This window comes from Nocardia sp. NPDC050406, assembly GCF_044459025.1.
In the GTDB taxonomy this organism is placed as follows: Bacteria; Actinomycetota; Actinomycetes; order Mycobacteriales; family Mycobacteriaceae; genus Nocardia.
Genome location: NZ_JBITIM010000001.1, coordinates 2,726,074 through 2,742,061, shown reverse-complemented (window position 1 = coordinate 2,742,061; position 15,988 = coordinate 2,726,074). Strand labels below are relative to the sequence as shown.

19 protein-coding genes are annotated in these 15,988 nt (G+C 67.8%); 12 read left to right on the top strand and 7 right to left on the bottom strand.

Features of this window, described 5'->3' with window-relative positions:
• The 4 genes from ACIBH2_RS12875 (at window position 1) to ACIBH2_RS12860 (ending at window position 4,485) form a co-directional block, all read left to right on the top strand.
• Window positions 1–921: a ferritin-like domain-containing protein gene (locus tag ACIBH2_RS12875; protein ID WP_397116478.1), complete on the top strand. Its 921-nt coding sequence runs from the start codon at window positions 1–3 to the stop codon at window positions 919–921.
• Complete coding sequence (locus ACIBH2_RS12870; protein ID WP_397116476.1) at window positions 918–2,441, top strand: flavin-containing monooxygenase; 1,524 nt, start codon at window positions 918–920, stop codon at window positions 2,439–2,441. Before ACIBH2_RS12875 ends, ACIBH2_RS12870 begins: the two co-directional genes overlap by 4 nt.
• Window positions 2,441–3,334, top strand: a complete 894-nt coding sequence (locus tag ACIBH2_RS12865) for a MerR family transcriptional regulator (protein ID WP_397116474.1) — start codon at window positions 2,441–2,443, stop codon at window positions 3,332–3,334. The genes ACIBH2_RS12870 and ACIBH2_RS12865 overlap by 1 nt, the downstream gene beginning before the upstream one ends.
• 116 nt (window positions 3,335–3,450) lie before the next feature.
• On the top strand, window positions 3,451–4,485 hold the full coding sequence (locus ACIBH2_RS12860; RefSeq protein WP_397116470.1) for a Gfo/Idh/MocA family oxidoreductase: 1,035 nt from the start codon (window positions 3,451–3,453) through the stop codon (window positions 4,483–4,485).
• 12 nt (window positions 4,486–4,497) lie between these two features.
• Here the strand turns inward: ACIBH2_RS12860 and rplL are convergent, their stop codons facing one another.
• From rplL to ACIBH2_RS12840, 4 genes are all read right to left on the bottom strand, one after another.
• Window positions 4,498–4,884, bottom strand: a complete 387-nt coding sequence (gene rplL / locus ACIBH2_RS12855) for a 50S ribosomal protein L7/L12 (RefSeq protein WP_397116468.1) — start codon at window positions 4,882–4,884, stop codon at window positions 4,498–4,500.
• Between the two features lie 38 nt (window positions 4,885–4,922).
• Window positions 4,923–5,090 carry a hypothetical protein gene (locus ACIBH2_RS12850; protein WP_397116466.1) on the bottom strand — a complete coding sequence of 56 codons (168 nt, stop codon included), beginning with the start codon at window positions 5,088–5,090 and terminating at the stop codon, window positions 4,923–4,925.
• Between the two features lie 136 nt (window positions 5,091–5,226).
• Window positions 5,227–5,769 (bottom strand): hypothetical protein, encoded by a 543-nt coding sequence (locus tag ACIBH2_RS12845; protein WP_397116464.1) that lies wholly within the window; start codon window positions 5,767–5,769, stop codon window positions 5,227–5,229.
• A gap of 99 nt (window positions 5,770–5,868) precedes the next feature.
• Window positions 5,869–6,369: a nitroreductase family protein gene (locus tag ACIBH2_RS12840; protein ID WP_397116462.1), complete on the bottom strand. Its 501-nt coding sequence runs from the start codon at window positions 6,367–6,369 to the stop codon at window positions 5,869–5,871.
• A 76-nt stretch (window positions 6,370–6,445) separates the two neighbouring features.
• Here ACIBH2_RS12840 and ACIBH2_RS12835 point away from each other — a divergent pair, with 76 nt between their 5' ends.
• Together ACIBH2_RS12835 and ACIBH2_RS12830 are read left to right on the top strand one after the other, a co-directional pair.
• Window positions 6,446–6,868: a DUF6325 family protein gene (locus tag ACIBH2_RS12835; protein ID WP_397116460.1), complete on the top strand. Its 423-nt coding sequence runs from the start codon at window positions 6,446–6,448 to the stop codon at window positions 6,866–6,868.
• 16 nt (window positions 6,869–6,884) lie between these two features.
• Window positions 6,885–7,202, top strand: coding sequence for an SHOCT domain-containing protein (locus ACIBH2_RS12830; RefSeq protein WP_397116458.1), 318 nt, complete (start codon window positions 6,885–6,887; stop codon window positions 7,200–7,202).
• A gap of 7 nt (window positions 7,203–7,209) precedes the next feature.
• Here ACIBH2_RS12830 and ACIBH2_RS12825 read toward each other — a convergent pair whose 3' ends face one another.
• A complete protein-coding gene (locus ACIBH2_RS12825; protein ID WP_397116456.1) occupies window positions 7,210–7,713 on the bottom strand; it encodes a flavin reductase family protein in 504 nt (167 codons plus the stop codon).
• Window positions 7,714–7,743: 30 nt separating this feature from the next.
• On the bottom strand, window positions 7,744–8,343 hold the full coding sequence (locus ACIBH2_RS12820; RefSeq protein ID WP_397116454.1) for a phosphoribosylanthranilate isomerase: 600 nt from the start codon (window positions 8,341–8,343) through the stop codon (window positions 7,744–7,746).
• A gap of 136 nt (window positions 8,344–8,479) precedes the next feature.
• Here ACIBH2_RS12820 and ACIBH2_RS12815 point away from each other — a divergent pair, with 136 nt between their 5' ends.
• The 3 genes from ACIBH2_RS12815 (at window position 8,480) to ACIBH2_RS12805 (ending at window position 12,122) form a co-directional block, all read left to right on the top strand.
• On the top strand, window positions 8,480–8,782 hold the full coding sequence (locus tag ACIBH2_RS12815) for a hypothetical protein (RefSeq protein ID WP_397116452.1): 303 nt from the start codon (window positions 8,480–8,482) through the stop codon (window positions 8,780–8,782).
• A 156-nt stretch (window positions 8,783–8,938) separates the two neighbouring features.
• Window positions 8,939–10,396: a lipase maturation factor family protein gene (locus ACIBH2_RS12810; RefSeq protein ID WP_397116450.1), complete on the top strand. Its 1,458-nt coding sequence runs from the start codon at window positions 8,939–8,941 to the stop codon at window positions 10,394–10,396.
• 37 nt (window positions 10,397–10,433) lie between these two features.
• Window positions 10,434–12,122, top strand: a complete 1,689-nt coding sequence (locus tag ACIBH2_RS12805; protein ID WP_397116448.1) for a GMC oxidoreductase — start codon at window positions 10,434–10,436, stop codon at window positions 12,120–12,122.
• 2 nt (window positions 12,123–12,124) lie between these two features.
• Here the strand turns inward: ACIBH2_RS12805 and ACIBH2_RS12800 are convergent, their stop codons facing one another.
• On the bottom strand, window positions 12,125–12,478 hold the full coding sequence (locus ACIBH2_RS12800) for a DUF6766 family protein (RefSeq protein WP_397116446.1): 354 nt from the start codon (window positions 12,476–12,478) through the stop codon (window positions 12,125–12,127).
• 104 nt (window positions 12,479–12,582) lie between these two features.
• Here ACIBH2_RS12800 and ACIBH2_RS12795 point away from each other — a divergent pair, with 104 nt between their 5' ends.
• The 3 genes from ACIBH2_RS12795 (at window position 12,583) to ACIBH2_RS12785 (ending at window position 15,837) form a co-directional block, all read left to right on the top strand.
• On the top strand, window positions 12,583–13,407 hold the full coding sequence (locus ACIBH2_RS12795; RefSeq protein WP_397116444.1) for an enoyl-CoA hydratase-related protein: 825 nt from the start codon (window positions 12,583–12,585) through the stop codon (window positions 13,405–13,407).
• Between the two features lie 44 nt (window positions 13,408–13,451).
• Window positions 13,452–14,195: an MBL fold metallo-hydrolase gene (locus tag ACIBH2_RS12790; protein WP_397116442.1), complete on the top strand. Its 744-nt coding sequence runs from the start codon at window positions 13,452–13,454 to the stop codon at window positions 14,193–14,195.
• Between the two features lie 235 nt (window positions 14,196–14,430).
• Window positions 14,431–15,837, top strand: coding sequence for an oxygenase MpaB family protein (locus ACIBH2_RS12785; RefSeq protein WP_397116440.1), 1,407 nt, complete (start codon window positions 14,431–14,433; stop codon window positions 15,835–15,837).
• Window positions 15,838–15,988: the final 151 nt, after the last annotated feature.

The window sequence follows — 15,988 nt, the reverse complement described above, 5'->3', positions numbered from 1 at the left end:
ATGTCCTTCGACTTCGACAATATGTTGGCCAAGATCGCGTCCCGGCAGTGGGCGCTGGCCGATATCGACTGGGACGCACCGGGCGCCGAACTCATCGAGCCCGAACTGCACGCCAAGCTCAAGCCCTTCATGGCCGATCTCATGTGGATCGAGAACGTCGGCGCGCGTGGCTTCGCGGCCATGGCGCAGAAGGCTCCCACCGAGACGCTCAAGCAGATCTACCGCTACTTCCACGCCGAGGAACAGCGGCACGCCAATGCGGAACTCGCGCTCATGCGCCGGTGGGGCATGCTCGACGGCGACGAGACCCCGGAGCCGAACATCAATGTCAAACTGGTGATCGACTTCCTGGACAAGCACGCCGACGATATGTCGCTGTCGTTCCTGGGCACCGTGATCCCCATGCTCGAGGTGGCCCTCGACGGTGCGTTGATCAAGTTCATCACCGACGAGATCTCCGACCCGGTCGCGCAGGAGGTGTTCAAGAAGATCAATGCCGACGAATCCCGGCATCTGGCCACCGATTACGCGGTCATGGAGCTGCTCGGCCACGCCACCGTGCGCAAGCTCGCCATCGATCTGGTGGGCGGTTGGGCCAAGCCGTCGTTCATCGTCGGCGTGCTCAGCTATGTGCCGCTGCTGAACAAGATGCGCGACAATATCGTCGAAATGGGCGTGGACGAGGAGAAGCTCTACGCGGCCATGCGGCGGTTCAAGTCGGTGGGGGAGCGCACGCCCATCGCGAACCGGGTGCCCATGTACCGGATCGTGAAGATGCACAGCGGGTGGGTGATCAACCGCGATCATCCGTACCACCTGTTCGCTGACCTCATGGTCAAGCTGACCTCGCGGATTCCGGACCGGTTCCTGGCCGAGCAGCCGACCTGGTCCAAGGAACTCACCTACGAGCCGGTCGCATGAGCGCCGCGGTCAAGCCACTGGACGTGGCGATCATCGGAGCTGGGTTCGCGGGTATCGGCGCGGCGATTCGATTGCGGCAGAAGGGCATTACCGACTTCGCCATTTTCGAGCGCGACACCCGCGTCGGCGGCACCTGGCGCGACAACACCTATCCCGGTGCGGCCTGCGATATTCCGTCGCGGCTGTACTCCTACGCCTTCGCGCCCAACCCGGACTGGTCGCACACCTACTCCGGCAGCGGGGAGATCCTCGGCTATATCGAGTCGATGGTGCAGGAGTTCGGGATCGGCCCCAGTATTCGCTTCGAGCACACCGTCACCGGGATGGAGTTCGACGAGGCGAGCGGACTGTGGGATATCGCCTTCGCGGGACGGCGGCGGAATGTGAAGGCGCGCAGCGTCGTTGTCGCCTCCGGTCCGCTGTCGAACGCCAGCCTGCCGAATATTCCGGGGATCGACAGCTACGAGGGGCACAAGATCCACAGTGCCCGGTGGGATCACGACTACGACTTCACCGGTAAGAAGGTGGCGGTCGTGGGCACCGGCGCGAGTGCCGTGCAGATCATTCCGGAGCTGGTCGAGCGGGCGGCGTCGGTGAAGGTGTTCCAGCGCACGCCCGGCTGGGTGCTGCCCCGGGTGAACCGGCGCACCAATGCCATGACCAGGCAGCTGTACCGGCAGGTTCCGGCCGCGCAGCGCGTGGCGCGCGACGCCTGGTTCTGGGGGCACGAGTCGGTGGCGCTGGGCGTGGTGTGGAACAGCCCGCTGACCCGCGTCGTGGAGTCGGTCGCGTTGCTGCACTTGCGGTCTCAGGTGCGCGACCCGTGGATGCGTCGGCAGCTCACGCCGGATTTCCGGGCTGGCTGCAAGCGGCTGCTGATCAGCAACGACTACTACCCGGCGCTGCAGCGGGAGAACTGCAAGCTCATCACCTGGCCGATCGCGCAGCTCTCGCCGCGCGGCATTCGCACGGCCGAGGGTATCGAGCACCAATTCGACTGCATCGTGTTCGCGACCGGATTCGATGTGTCGAAGGCCGGTGCGCCGATTCCCATCACCGGGCGCGGGGGACGCGTGCTCGGTGACGAATGGAGCAGGGGCGCTTACGCGTTCAAGAGCGTCGCGGTGGCCGGGTATCCGAATCTGTTCCTCACCTTCGGGCCGAATTCGGGGCCGGGGCACAATTCGGCGCTGGTGTACATGGAGGCGCAGATCGAGTACCTCACCGATGCCATCGGCATGCTGCTCGACCAGGATCTGCGCATGCTCGAGGTGCGCCGAGACCGGCAGGAGCGGTACAACGCGGGATTGCAGCGGCGGCTCTCGGCCACCACCTGGAATTCCGGCTGCCGCAGCTGGTACCTCACCGAGGACGGGTTCAACGCCACCATGTACCCGGGTTTCGGCACCCAGTACGTGCGGCAATTGGCCCGGGTGGAGGCCGACGACTACGTGCGCACCCCTCGGGACACGACGCGAGCCGTGAGTGCCGGGGGCCGAACGGCGGTCTCGCTCCGCTAATGTCGTCACGACGTGTTCTGCCCATGCCCGCCGTGCTGCGCCGCACGGGGGTGTGGGCGGAGCGGTTCGTCGACCGGCAACCGCGAGACAGGGAGGGCGAGGCGAGGATGGCGGAGTACCGCATCGACGATCTCGCGCGGGCCGCCGGTACCACCGCCCGCAATGTACGCGCCTACCAGGAGCGCGGCCTGCTCGCCACGCCCACCCGCCGCAGTGGCCGCGCGCTCATCTACGACGATTCGCATCTGGCGCGACTGCGCATCATCGACTCGCTGCTGCAACGCGGCTTCACCACCGCGCACATCGCCGATTTCATCACCAGCTGGGAGACCGGCAAGGATCTCTCCGAAGTGCTCGGCCTACAACAGGCCGTCACCGCCACCTGGGGCAAATCCGAAGAGCCGCTGGAGGTTCCGCGCGAACTGGTGGCCACCTTCCTCGGCGGCGTCGACGGCGACCCCATCACCGGCGACGAACTCGAGCGCCTGGCCGACCTGGGCCTGGCCCGCCTGCACGAGGAGACGATCGAGTTCACCCAACCCGAACTCCTCGAGACCTTCGCCGCCCTGCACGGCTACGGCTACGGCCTCGAGCAACTCATCGAGGTCTACGCCGCCGTAGGCCGCCGAGTGGACGACATAGCCCGCCTCATGGTCACCGCCGCCAAGGACCAAATAGTCGCCGAGCACGGTGAAGGCTGGCTCCCCGACACCGACGCCGAGGTGGCCGCCACCACCAAAATGCTCAACCACCTGCGCGAACTCAGCGTCACCGCCGTCCAAACCACCCTCGCCCAGGCCCTCGATCGCGTCCTCCAAGACGAACTCAGCGCCTACCTGGAGACCGCCGCCGAAAAGCGCGGAGCGGCGAAGCAGCCGAAAACCGACCACTAGCCGCACCCCTGTCACTTTTGGACGCACCCGCCCACTCCTCTCATGAGTGACCACTTTCCAGGTGGGGGCGGACTACCGTGGCCGTAAATGTCGCGGCGGTTGTGGAAGGGGTTGGGATGCGGGAACTCGGTGTGGCTGTGGTGGGGTATGGGCTGGCTGGGGCGGTGTTTCATGCGCCGTTGATCGCGGCGGAGCCGGGGTTGCGGGTGGCCGTGGTGGTGACCTCGTCGGAGGAACGAGGCGAGCAGGCGCGGCGGGAGCATCCGGGGGTGCGGGTCGTGGGGTCGGCGGAGGAGTTGTTCGCGGATCCTGCCGCGGTCGATCTAGCGGTGATCGCGACGCCGAACCGTACGCATGCTTCCTTGGCGCTCCAGGCATTGCGGGCGGGGTTGCCGGTGGTGGTGGACAAGCCGTTCGCTGTCACTTCCGAGGAGGCCGAACAGGTCGTCGCCGCGGCCGAACAGGCCGGGCTGGCGCTGTCGGTATTCCAGAATCGCCGGTGGGACAGCGATTTTCGCACCGTTCAGAACCTGATCGCCGAGGGCAGGCTGGGTGCGGTGCGGCGGTTCGAATCGCGCTTCGAGCGGTGGCGGCCGGTGACCAAAGGCGGGTGGCGGGAGGTCGGAACCGCCGACGAGGGCGCGGGCATTCTCTACGACCTGGGCAGCCACCTCGTGGACCAGGCGTTGACACTGTTCGGGCCGGTCAGCGACGTCTACTGCGAACTCGACCGCCGCCGCGCCGACGTCCAGGCCGACGACGACGCCTTCCTCGCACTGACGCACACCAGCGGCGTTCGCTCCCATCTCTGGATGAGCGCGGTCACGCCGCAACTCGGCCCGCGGCTGCGCGTGCTGGGCTCCGAAAACGGCTACGTCACATACGGTCTCGACCCGCAGGAGGAGGCACTGCGCGCGGGCCGCCGCCCGGACGACGGAAAACCCTGGGGCACCGTCGAATCCGATCACTGGGGCCTGTTCGGCACCGAGGGCGACACCCGCACCATCCCCAGCGCGCCCGGCGACTACCCGGCCTTCTACCGCGCCATGGCCGAGACGTTGCGCGCGGGCGCGCCCGTCCCGGTCGACCCGCGCGACGCCATCGAGACGCTGCGAATCCTGGAGCGGGCCCGTGCATTCGCACAGGGATGAGGCCGGTGCGGCTCAGCGCAGCCAGACGCGGGCTCCGGCGGCTTCGAGCTTGATCTTGGCCGCGTCGGCGGTGGAGGAGCTCACCTGCTCCAGCACCACCTTGGGCGCGGCCTCGACGAGATCCTTGGCCTCCTTGAGCCCGAGCCCGGGCACCACCTCGCGCATGGCCTTGATGACCTGAATCTTCTTGTCCCCGAACGATTCCAGAATCAAGTCGAACTCGGTCTGCTCCTCGGCCGTATCGACCGCCACCGCCGTATCCGACGCCACCGGCGCGGCCATCGGCGCGGCCGCCGTCACCCCGAACTGCTCCTCGAACGCTTTCAGAAAATCCGAAAGTTCCAGCAGCGTCATACCTTTGAATACATCGAGCAATTCCTCGACACTCATCTTGGCCATCATTCATCCCCTGCGATACCGGCCGAATGAAGTCCAGATTACGCTGCTCGCGGCGCGCTCTCAGGTCCTTTTCGCAGCTCGTCGAGGATGGCCGCGTGCATGGCGCAGCGATGCACCGGGCCGGGGGTGATGTAGGCCGGATCGAGTCGCTGGACGAAGGTCAGGTTGTCGCGACGCCAGCAATCGACGCACATCCGCTTGTCCATAACGTCCTCCTAGCGAAAAGCTCGTGCGGGAGGAGTTCCCCTTTCCGTGCCCGCTCACCACTTCCGTGCCCAATTGCTCATCACGCTGTCGTCCGATCGTGATCGCGTACCGGAAGGTCGGCAGTAGGACGTGCGACTATCGGTTCGGCCACCACTGCGCGTCCTGCGCGCACAGACTCGACGACCGCGTGGTGGTGAAGGGCCCGCTGCCCGGCTCGAACGTCCACTGCGATACCGGCCCCACCGCCTGCCAGCGCACTCGCCCGGCGCCGTCGGAGACGACCTCGTACAGCGCCTCGCCGCCGTCGATGAGCTGCTCGCCCACGCAGTAGTCGGTGTACTCCGTACCGGGCTGCATGGCACCCACGCTGAACACTCCGGTCGGATTCCGGGCGGCCCCGGGATTGGCCACGGTGCTCGTCCGCTGCCCGCCCGCCCCGCGTGACCAGCGTGGTCCCGGTTCACAGGTGAAATTCCAGCCCCCGGCCACCACGGTGGTTCCCGTCGCGTAATGCGTTCCGGCCCAGAGGCATCCGGCGCCGGGCTCCGCCACCGCGGTCCCGCTCACCGCCCCGATCATCCCCGCGACCGCCGCCACGGCGGCGGCCGCCGCTATCCCCCTGCGCACCGCCCGCTTGCTCGATCCCGCCGAAACCGCCTGATCCGCAGTGTGTTTCATACCGAGAATCGTCCCGCCGCGCCGCCCCCGGCACATCCGGGCACGACCCCGATCTTCCCCTCCGGAATCCCCCTGGGCCACCCCCGAGTTCGCGCGCGCTCAGACCCACCGCAGCAGTTCGGAGGTGGCCAGCCGCCCGGTGGGGATCGCCGACGGCGACGGCGTCGCGGCCGGATAGCCGAGGGCCACGGCATGGCGCGGCAACCATCCCTCGGGCAGCTCCAGCAGCGCCGCCACCCGCGCCACATTGTCGGCCGGATGGAAGGTGGTCGGACAGCTGCCCAATCCGAGCTCGCGCGCGGCCAGACAGATCGACTGCGTCACCCGCCCCATATCGAAAACCGTGTCGGAGAAGCCGTTTTCCACCGACGCGAGCACCAACACCACGGGTGCCGCCGCCAGATGCACCGCGTACGCGCCACATCCACTCAGCGCGGCCCGCGTCCGCGCCTCGGTCACCGCGACGAACCGCCACGGCTGCCGGTTGCGCGCCGACCCGGTCCACCGCGCCGCGTCGATGATCCGCTCGATCGACGCGCGCGGCACCGGCTCGTCGCGGTACTGCCGGACGGCGCGCAGGGCTTTCAGCGATTCGTGCACCGCGGCAATGCTAGTGCGCCGATTTCATCCGATTCGGGTGAGGTGCGCCCCCGGGCGTACGCGGCAGCGTGGAGCCATGGCGGAAACATCGAATCTCGGCCCGGTGGAGCTGGTGGTCTGGACCTTTCCCGGTACTCGGGTGGGCGCGGCGGCGAAGAGCGCGCTGCACGAGGTGGTGGATCGCGGCTATGTGACCGTCTTGGATCTCGTCTTCCTGCGCATGGATTCGGATGGCACGATCCGGCAGGTCGAGATCGACGAACCGCTCGAGGAGGTGGGGCTCGACGGCATCACCGTGGATGCCCAGGGCCTGGTCAGCGACGACGACCTGGAGGTGGTGCGGGCGGATATGCGGCCCGGCACCTCGGCGCTGGTGGTGGTCTACGAGCAGACCTGGGCGCGCGCCCTCGCCGGATCGGTGCGCGCGGCCGGTGGTGAGGTGGCGCTGCACGTCCAGGTCCCGCGTGATGTTCTCGAAGCGGCCGCGGCCGCATCCTGAAGAAGGGTTGGAGCACATGGTTTTTCGTGGAGGCAGGATCGGACGTCCGGGGCTGCTCGGCACGATCGCCCGCACCGCGGTAGTGGCCGGAACGGCCAATGCCACGACCAATGCGATGAATCGCCGTCGGCAGCAGCGCGCCGCCGAACAGCAGGCCTACGCCGACCAGCAGCAGGCCTACACCCAGCAGCAGGCCGCACCGCAGGCCCCGCCCCCGGCCCCCGCGCCCGCCGATGATCTGGTGTCGAAGCTGAAGCAGCTCGGCGAACTCCGCACCGCCGGGGTGCTGTCCGAGGAGGAGTTCGCGGCGGCCAAGGCCCAACTGCTGGGCTGATCGCCGCTCAGCTCGGGTGCCCCGGCTCGAGGTCGGCGAGATCGCTGTAGCGCAGGGCCGTCATCGGCGAGGCGGGGCCCGATCCGTACTCCGGGTCCAGCAGTATGCCCTCGTGGTCGCCGAAGTCGTAGCGCGCCAGCGCCTTTCCGACGAACCAGGCGGTGGCGTCGTCGATGACCGGGACGCCGTGTGGGCCGACGCGCCAGCGGCACCACTCGAACTTGTCCATCTCGTCACCGGTCTCGGCCCCGAACAGCTGCCCGAGCGCGGCGGTGTCGCGGTCCACCAGATGCACGCCGAGGTGCTCGGCCCGCACCGCCACCCCGTAGGTGTGATTGATCTTCGACACGCAGACCAAGAAGCGCGGCGGCTCGATGGCGACCTGGGACGCGAACCCCACCACACAGCCCGCACGCTCGTCGCCGACGGCGACGGTCACGATGAAGATCGGTGCGTCGGCGGCGGCGACCAGCGCGTCGAAGGCGGCGCGCGTCTCGGGTCCCTCGGCCATACCCTGTGTATAGCAGTCAGCGCCGTGGCATTACGGGAGGCGTGTTCGCGCGGCCGCCACGAACTCGCGCATGAGCCCGTGATCCTTCACACCCCGGCTGGACTCCACGCCGCTGGACACGTCCACACCCCACGGCCGCGCGGCCGCGATGGCCTCGGCGACATTGGCCGGTGACAGGCCGCCCGCGAGCAGCCATTGCCCGGTCGGCGGGGTGGCGCCCAGCGCCGCGAGATCCCAGCGCTCGCCGGATCCGGCCACCGGCGAATCGAGCAGCAACCACTCCTCGCCGTACGCGCCGGTGCGCACATCCGTCTCGGCGGTGAGCGAGGTGGCCCGCAGCAGCCGTACTCCGGCCAGCTCCTCGAACGCCGATTTCGGGTAGTCGCCGTGCAGTTGCAGCGCGTCCACACCCGCGGCCCGCGCCAGGTCGCCCGCCTCGGCGGCCGCGATGCCGTGGACGACACCGACGGAGAGCACGTGCGCGGGCACGCCCTCCAGCAGCCGCCGCACCACCTCGACCGAGACCTGCCGGGGGCTGGGAGTGAACACGAACCCGACCGCATCGGCTCCCGCCGCGACCGCGGTGGCCACATCCTCCTCGGTGCGCAGACCGCACAGCTTCACGAACATGTCGAAAACCCTAGGCGAAGGCCGGGCGCGCGGGCGCGACCCCATCTACCAGAGCGCAGAAGTCGTTGTACCACCCCAGTTTTGGGGGCACCGGTGGTGGCGGGCGGCATCGGCCGGGTGGCGGTAGCGTCGACGGATGGGTATATCGAAGATCAACAAGCGTCGGCGGCGCGGTATAAGTGGACTCGCGCTGAGCGGCGCGGTGGTCGCGGTCGTCCTGGCGGGTCCCGCCGCTACCGCCTCCGCCGAGACCGGAGTGCCGCTCACCCCGCAGACCAGCACGTCGGAGGTGGCCGACGACGGCTGCACCTTCTCCTCGGTCGGCGGTTCGTGCAGCGATCCCGGACCGGTCGGGCACGCGCTGATCGGCTTCCGGAACTGGCTCAAGAGCATGGGGTACGGGTCCGGCAGCTCCTCGCTGTCCGCGTACTTCTTCTGATGATCGGCACCACGGTGCACTGACCGAACAAGCTGGGCTGGAATCACTCTCGGGGTGGTTCCAGCCCTGCGATAATCAAGACCAATTGGTCGTTTTGCGTGAACTGTCCGGGTATCCGGGAAACATAATGGGCATCCGCCGTCCGAGGAGACGGATATGGAGTGGTTCACGAGTTCCGAATACTGGCTGGCCCGGCAGGTGCTGGAGCGGGGGATCGCGCTGCTCTACGTCATCGCGTTCGTGGCGGCGGCGCGGCAGTTCCGGGCACTGATCGGGGAGCGGGGACTGCATCCGGTACCGCGCTACGTGGCGCGGCGCTCCATGCGCGACGCGCCGAGCATCTTCCAGCTGCACTACTCGGATCGCTTCTTCGCCGGTGCGTGCTGGCTCGGTGCGGCGCTGGCCGCCGCGATCGTGGCGGGGGCCGCCGATCTGGTGCCGCTGTGGGCCGCCATGCTGGTGTGGCTCGTGTTGTGGGTGTTGTACCTGTCGATCGTCAATGTGGGTCAGATCTGGTATTCGTTCGGCTGGGAATCGCTGCTGCTGGAGGCTGGCTTCCTGACGATCTTCCTGGGTAACGACCAGGTCGCGCCGCCGGTCCCGGTGGTGATCCTGGTGTGCTGGTTGGTATTTCGAGTGGAGTTCGGCGCGGGGCTGATCAAACTGCGCGGCGACTCGTGCTGGCGGGATCTGACCTGCCTGTACTACCACCACGAGACCCAGCCCATGCCGGGACCGTTGAGCTGGTTCTTCCACCACCTGCCCAAGCCGCTGCACCGCGTCGAGGTGGCCGCGAATCACGTTGCGCAACTGGTGATTCCGTTTGGCCTGTTCGCGCCGCAGCCGGTGTCGAGCGCGGCGGCGGCGATCATTGTCGTCACCCAGCTGTGGCTGGTGCTCTCCGGCAATTTCGCGTGGCTGAACTGGATTACGATCGTGCTGGCCTGCGGCGTCATCGGCCACAGCGCGCTGCCCTCGGCGTTCCCGGAGCCGCCCGCGCTGGCGGACCCGCCCGTCTGGTTCACCGCGCTGGTGGTCGCCTTCGTGATTGTCGTTGTGGCCCTGAGCTATTGGCCGGTGCGCAACATGCTCTCCAGCAATCAGCGCATGAACGCCACCTTCAACCCCTACCGCCTGGTCAATACCTACGGCGCGTTCGGCAGTATCGGTCGCGTACGCCACGAACTGGTCCTGGAGGGCACCGCCGAGGCCGAGATCACCGACGACACCGTGTGGCGCGAGTACGAGTTCAAGGGCAAACCCGGTGCCCCGCGGCGGCTTCCGCGCCAGTGGGCGCCCTACCACCTGCGTCTGGACTGGCAGATGTGGTTCGCGGCCATCTCCCCGAGCTACGGCGCCTGGCTGCCCCGGTTCCTGCTGCGCCTGCTCGACAACGATCCCGCCACGCTGCGCCTGCTGCGCACCAACCCCTTTCCCGACACGCCGCCACGCCACGTGCGCGTGCTGCTCTACCACTACCGTTTCACCACCCCGCGCGAACTGCGCCGCGACCGGGCCTGGTGGCATCGCACCCTGTTGGGCGAGTACATCCCCCCGCTGTCCCGCGACCGGATCACGCTGGCCGAAAATGTCGATAATTCTGGCCTCGACTAATTGTCTGGAAGGTTGCCGCAGGTCATAGCGTTGATCCATGGAATTCGACTACGACGTGCTGGTGATCGGCTCCGGATTCGGCGGCAGCGTCACCGCACTGCGCCTGACCGAGAAGGGCTACCGCGTCGGTGTTCTGGAATCGGGTCGGCGCTGGGAGGCGCGGGATATTCCGAAGTCGAACTGGAACCTGCGCAAATCGCTGTGGATGCCGAGGCTGGGACTGACCGGCACCCAGCGGGTCAGCCTGCTGGGCAAGGTGACGCTGTTCAGCGCGGCCGGTGTGGGCGGCGGCTCGCTCATCTACGGCAACACCCTCTACGAACCGCTGCCGAACTTCTACAGCGACCCGTCGTGGGCGCACATCACCGATTGGCGCGACGAACTCGCGCCCTACTACGACCAAGCCCAGCGCATGCTGGGTGTCGCGCCCAATCCGCGCACCACCCCCGCCGACGAGGTGCTGCGCGAGGTCGCCGTCGAACTCGGTGTCGAGGACACCTTCCACCCGACCAATGTCGGCGTGTTCTTCGGCGAACCCGGAAAGACCGTGCCCGACCCGTACTTCGGTGGCGCGGGCCCGGATCGCGCGGGCTGCATCCACTGCGCCAACTGCATGACCGGCTGCGCGCACAATGCCAAGAACACCACCACCACCAACTACCTGTACCTGGCCGAAAAGGCTGGGGCGCAGGTGCATTCGCTCACCACGGTCACCGATGTGCGACCGTTGCCGGGCGGCGGCTACACGGTGACGACGCAGCGCTCGGGTCGCCTGCTGCGCAAGCAGACTCGCGAGATCACCGCCGAACAGGTGGTGTTCTCGGCCGCCGCGCGCGGCACCCATCAGCTGCTGCACAAGCTCCGCGACACCGGCCGCCTGCCCGAGCTCTCGCCCCGCCTCGGCGAGCTCACCCGCACCAACTCCGAGGCGGTGCTCACCTCGACGAGCCGCAGCCGCACCGACTTCGCGCAGGGCGTGGCCATCACCTCCTCCATCCATCCGGAGCCGAATACGCACATCGAGGTCTGCCACTACGGCAAGGGACAGAACATGCTGTTCCCGTTGACCGTGCCGATGATCGACGGCGGCCCGCTGCGCTTCCTGCGGTTCCTGCTGCTGGTGCTGCGCCATCCGCTGGTCTTCCTGCGCTCGCAGAACAGCCGCCGCGCCTCCGAGCGTTCGGTGATCCTGCTGGTCATGCAGTCGCTGGACAATTCGCTCACCTCCTTCGGGAAGAAGGGGCTGTTCGGCTATCGCCTCTCCACCCGGCAGGGTGAGGGCGAACCCAATCCGACCTGGATTCCCATCGGGCACAAGGCGAATCGCCTCTACGCCGAGAAGCTCGACGGCGACGCCCTCGGCATGGTCATGGACGTCTTCGACATCCCCTCCACCGCGCACTACGTCGGCGGCTGCCGCATGGGAGACAGCGCCGCCGAGGGTGTCATCGACCCCTACCACCGCATTCACAACTACCCGGGCCTGCACGTCATCGACGGCTCCGCGGTCTCGGCCAACCTGGGTGTGAACCCGTCGCTCACCATCACCGCCATGGCCGAACGCGCCTGCGCCCTGTGGCCGAACAAGGGCGAGGCCGATCACCGTCCCGCACTCGGTGCGCCCTACCGCCGCGTCACCCCGGTGGCGCCGCGGGCCGCGGTGGTACCCGCCGCCGCGCCGGGTGCGCTGCGCCTGCCCATCGTGTCGGTCACCAGCGGGTCCTGAGGTCAATGCGGCTGCCCCGGCGGCTCCTTCCGCAGCCGGGGCGGCACCACGGCCTCGCGCACCTCGTCGACCTTGGCCTCGATGCGCTCGAGATCCTGCGCGTCGGCGCGGAATATCCAGTGTTTCGCGCCGAGCAGCAGGATGGCCTGGAAGATGAGCTGCAACCACTCGCTCTGCCAGTTCTCGAAGGTGCTCGCGAAGAAGTCGATCCAGTAGTCGTTCCACGCGAACGATTGCCCGTGGGCCCGCTGTGTGTTGCTGTAGTCGATCAGCTGGGTGACGAACTGCCCTACCCACGAACCCACGAACAGCAGGATCAGCAGGTAGACGGCTCCCCAGCGCCTGATATGTCCCATACGCGAGCAATACCCCAGCAACGGGCCGCGTATCGGGATTGGTTGACCCCACCGTGAAGCCCTGAGAGGCTTCGGTTTCCATTGACTCGAGGATGCGGGAAGCGATGACTTATTCGACGATCACCTACGCGGTCGCGGACGCGATCGCGACGATTACGCTCAACCGGCCGCACGCCCGCAATGGCTTCACCCTCGCCATGGCCGATGAGCTGGGGCATGCGCTGACCGCGGCCGACCGTGATGACGCGGTGCGGGTGGTCGTGTTGACGGCGGCGGGCGAGTACTTCTGTGTGGGAATGGATTTCGCGGAGAACTCGATCGGTGATCCGAGCGATCCGGAGTGGGACGAGCCCGCCACGCGGGTGGCGCGGCCCATGGTGAATTCCAACAAGCCGGTGATCGTGGCGATCCAGGGCGCGGCGGTGGGCGTCGGCATCTCCATGACGCTCGCCGCGGACTTCCGGTTGGCCAGCGAAGGGGCCCGGTTCGGCTTCGTGTTCGCGCGTCGGGGCCTTTTTCCGGAGGGCGGCTCGACCTGGTTCCTGCCGCAATTGGTGGGTCTGGCCAAGGCGAAGGAGTGGATGCTCACCGGTCGGGTCTTCGACGCCAGCGAAGCCCTGGCGGCCGGGTTGGTGACCAGCCTGCACGCGCCGGACGAGCTGTTGCCCGCCGCCTACGCGCTGGCGCGGGAGCTGTCCGTGCATATCGCGCCGACGTCGGCGGCGGTCATTCGCCGGGCGCTGACGGCCATGGCCGCGCACGGCGACCCCGAAGCCGCCTTCGCGCTCGACCGCAAGACCATTCCGCACGCCGCCACGAGTCCCGATCTGGCGGAGGGGATTTCGTCGTTTCTGGAGAAGCGGGAGCCGCGCTTCACCGGCGTGGCGCGCACCGATGTCCCCGATCTGGATGGCTGGCTCGCTCCCTGAGTTCTATGGTCGGAGTACCGACGGCGAGGGAACGGGATTCGACTATGCGCATCGAGCAGGTATCCGACTCTGTTCACGTGGTGACCGGAACCAATGTGAACTGGGCCTTGGTGAGCGACGGCTCCGGGGTCACGGTGATCGATGCCGGATACCCGGCCGACGCCGACGATGTGCAGGCCTCGGTGCGCGCCATCGGCCACGACCTCGCCGATATCGCGGCCGTGCTGGTGACCCACGCCCACCTCGACCACATCGGCGGTGTCCCGCCCCTGGTCGAGAAGGTCGGTATGCCCGTCTACATGGGCGCGGACGAGGTCCCGCACGCCCGTCGCGAATTCCAGCAGCAGATCACCCCGCTCGAGGTCGCCGCGCAACTGACGCGCCCCGGCGGCCCCGTCTGGGTGTGGCAGACCCTGCGGGCGGTGCGCCCCCTGGCCGGTGGCCTCGCCACCAAGCTCCCCACCGCCACCGCCCCCACCGAGGCCGAATTGCTCGCGCTGCCAGGCGGTTTCAAAGCCATCGCCACCCCCGGCCACACCGTGGGCCATACCGCCTACCTGATGCCGTCGGAGGGCGTCCTCTTCAGCGGCGACGCCCTGGTCACCGGTCACCGCCTGCTCCGTGACGACGGCCCCCAACACCTCCCGGACGTCTTCCACCACGACCTGCCGGGTGCTCGCGCCTCGGCGCACGCCCTCGCGGCCCACGCGGCCACCATCCTGGTCCCCGGCCACGGCCGCCCTGTGCGCCAACCTATTTCGATCCTCGTGCGGCAGCTCCCGGACTGAGCGGCCACGCCGTCGGCATTGTGCTCGGGTCTCCTTCGCCGTCGAGAGCGGACTGCCGACTGTTTGCCAAACGCCCTTGTGTCAGATTGTGCGAGCGGTCCGGCGCGCAGAGCTCGGATAACTCTTTTCGGGGAAATTCGCCCGAATATTGCTGTTCACCCACATGGGTGGCCGGTGAGGCCCAAAATAATTGCTCATCAGGTCGATTGGCGTGGACGACGATCGAGGAGGGGCTGTGGACAGCATCGGTCAGCACGGCGACACGTTGTTCGGGTCGCATCTGCGTGAGTGGCGGTACGGACTGCTCGCCTGGCGGGCGCTGGTATTGCAGTGCGCACATCCGGTGGTCGCCGTCGGGGTGGCGCAGCATTCGACGTTTCGGGCGCATCCGTGGCGGCGCATCGAGCACACCATGTCGAGCACCGCGCGGCTGGCCTGGTCGGATCCGGAGACGCTGCGGCGCGAGATCGCTCGACTGAACCGTTCGCACAAGCGTATCTCCGGAGTCGATGCCAAGGGCGAGCCGTACTCCGCGCTCGACCCGGCCACCCGTGCGTGGGTGTTGGTGACGCTCTATGAATCCGCCGTGACCATGCGCGCGTTGGGCGGCGATCCGATGACGGCTGCCGAGCAGGATCGGATGTACACCGAATTCCGCGCTATGGCAGCGGCTTTCGAACTCCCGGAGGAGGTCTTACCCGCCACCGCCGCGGATGTGCCCGCCTACTACGACACGGTCATCGCGCAGCAGTTGGAGGACAGCGAGCCGATGCGGCACATGCTGTATCGGATGCTCCATGAAGCACCCGTGCCGACTCGGCTGCGTCTGCTGGGTCCGGCGTGGATACCCGTGCGCGCGCTGGTGGCCCGATTCGTCACCGCGACGACCATCGCCGATCTGCCGCCCGCCTTTCGTGAGAAGTTCGGCATTGCGCGCACCCGACGCCACGTCCTCGCGTCGCTGTTCACCCATCGCGTACTCGGTGCCACCATGGCCCGTCTCCCCGCCCGCTACCGCTACCAGCCCGCCCCGACTTCGCGCACGCTCGAACCGGTACGGCCGGACGAACACGGCACCGGGTTGCGCGCCCTGCTGCTGCGGCAGCGGGATGCGCGAAAACCCAAGCTGTCACAATTCTTTCAGCAGGTACTCGATCAAACCGGCGACGGCTTCATCGACGATCACGACCTGCAGGCCATGGCCCACAATGTCTGCTGGCAACTCGAGCTCTCCGAGGAGCGCGAAGCACAGGTGCGCGCGGCGTTCACCCGCTGGTGGCACCATATGGCCGCGTCCATGGACGCCGACGGCGATGGCAGGATCAGCTGCGCCGAATTCGTCGCCGCCACCATCGACGGCTGCGACAACGACCCGTCCTACCTCGACAAGGGCCTGCACGAGGCCATGCGCGCGGTATTCCGGGCCGCCGACGCCGACGGCAGCGGCACTCTCGAAATCGATGAGTACCGCGCAGTTTTCGGCTCCCGCATTCACCCCGCCGAACTCTGGCACGGCTTCCGCCAACTCGACGGCGACGGCGACGGCACACTCACCGAAGAAGAATTCCTGACCGGCTTCACCGAATTCTTCACCGCCCGCAGCCGACTCGCGGCGGGCAGCCACCTCCTCGGCAAGCCTTGACGAGGTAACCGCTGCCGGTGCTCTCCGTGGCGGAATAGCCGCGCTACCGCGCGCGGTCGGTTTGCAGGCGCTGTATCCGGCGATCGCGAGCGGGCGCGAGTGTTGCGGCCGAACGCCTGGCTGCCAGCACTGTTACCGCCCTTCGCCACGG